General features: G+C 73.5%; 1 protein-coding gene. It reads right to left on the bottom strand.

Annotation, left to right across the window (positions count from 1 at the left end; translation table 11 throughout):
- Positions 1–86: 86 nt before the first annotated feature.
- Positions 87–1,517, bottom strand: a complete 1,431-nt coding sequence (locus tag PLP61_RS16860; RefSeq protein ID WP_324503958.1) for an HNH endonuclease — start codon at positions 1,515–1,517, stop codon at positions 87–89.
- Between the last annotated feature and the right edge of the window lie 347 nt (positions 1,518–1,864).

Genomic DNA, 1,864 nt, shown 5'->3' with positions numbered 1-1,864 from the left:
AGGGAACGGGGGGTGTTCATACCTGTGAGCGTAGGGCGTCGTGGTTGACGCGGCCATCGGGCCCAGCCCACCGACGACGGGATGGTTCACGCTGCCCGGACGAGGGTGTTCCAGGTGGTGCGGACCCGGACGAGGTGTCCGAGCCAGTCGAGGTCGGTCAGGGCGCGCGACCCCAGGATCGGGGGCGCGGTGGAGTCGTACCGGTGGCCGGAAGGGGTCTGGGTCTGCACGGTGTGGCGCGGTCCGGGACGCGGCCTGGCCCGCCAGCCGTGCGCCTGCTTGGCCAGGTTGCAGCCCTGGCACAGGCCCTGCCCGTTGCCCTGGCTGGTGGCGCCGCCCTCGCCGTGGCTCTCGGCGTGGTCGCCCTGGCGGACCGGGGCGTCGCACCACGGCGTACGACAGGTCTGGTCCCGCAGCCGCAGCAGACCGCGCAGGCCGACACGGAACAGCCGGGACCGGCTGTCGACCGCGACCAGCTCGCCGGTCCGGGGACGGGCGTAGAGCCGACGCAGCCACACCCGGCTCCCCGCATCGAGGTTGGCGGCCACCAGCTCACGGGCCAGCTCGGCCGGAACCGGCCCGTAGCCCTCCACGTACGCCGCGTCGTCGGCTCCGGCGAGCAGGCCGGCGTCGGAGATCACCAGGTTGACCGCCACCGGCACCACCGGCCCGTCGGAGGGGCCGTCGACAGGGTCGTCGGCGGTGTGGGCGTCGGGGCCGGCGTGGGGGCCGATGGCGCCGGTGACCCGGGCGACCAGGGTGTCGGCCATGATCTGCCCACGGCTGCGGGGATCCCCCGTGGCGCGGAGCCGGTCTTTTTTTTTTAATGATACGGCGACCACCGAGACCCCCTCGGCGACCGGCAGCAGCGCGGAGAGCCGCATCATCACATCAGGCGCCGGGCGACCGGTCACACACCGGTCCGCCCGGGCCCGGCGGCGCCTCGCCACCAGCGACTCGGGGTCCAGCAGGCAGACCAGCTTCACAGCCTCGGCGGCCAGCTCCCGCTCCCCCAGCCGCTCCAGCAGCCGCGGGTCCCCCGCCAGCGCCTGGTCGATCAGCGTCCGGTGCTCCCGGGAGACACACGCGGTCTCCCTCGCCAGGATCGTCGCCCGCCACTCGGTGATCCGCCCCGCCGCCAGCGCCGCCAGCGTGCACGGCATCTCCGCCACCAGCACCCGGGCCAGCCCCAGATGCTGCCCGCCGCGGTGCGGTGACTCCCGCCGCGCGAGTCCGACCTGCGCGGCCACCCCACGACCCCGCCGACCAGCGGGCACCCCCGCCGCCGCCTGCACCCCCCGCTGGGAGTCGTCCAGCTCCACCGTCACCACCGCCTGGACCCCGGCGGCTGCGCACTTCAGCTCCTCCAACGCCCGCAGCAGATCGACCCGCCCAGCATCGTCCACACCGCTGCCCGACGTCGCCGCCCGCGCCAGCTCCGCCACCCACTCCCCCACCCGCGCCGTAGCCAGCCCGGGTGTGGGTCCCGGGAGAACGGCGGGATCGGGCTGGTCCATACCCTCATCCTTCCCACAACGCGCGATCCTAAACGCCTCTTTTCAGATTTCTATTCGATCGGACCAAGATCCGTCATGCGGCTCCCGGAAGGACCACGCGGTGTCGCCCACGGGTGTCGCGGGGTATCGCCCGGGTATCGCGTCCATTGACACGTGGCGGCCGCAGGACGAACGTCGCGACGCACCTGCTCTCGACTCACGGGAGCCGCAGCCGGCGAAGGAACCACCATGAGACTCGCACCAGCACATCGCAGGCAGGCACTCGCCATAGCCGGTCTTGTCGGGGCGGTGGCCCTGGCGTTCACGTCGGGCCCCGCCACGGCCAGCAGGCCCACCGGCCCCGACCA

This window comes from Nocardioides sp., assembly GCF_035429765.1.
Taxonomy (GTDB): domain Bacteria; phylum Actinomycetota; class Actinomycetes; order Propionibacteriales; family Nocardioidaceae; genus Nocardioides.
This window is presented reverse-complemented; position numbering and strand designations above follow the sequence as displayed.

Coding starts and splice junctions, on each gene's coding strand:
- PLP61_RS16860 (WP_324503958.1), bottom strand. CDS start 1,517: ATGGACCAGCCCGATCCCGCCGTTCTCCCGGGACCCACACCCGGGCTG.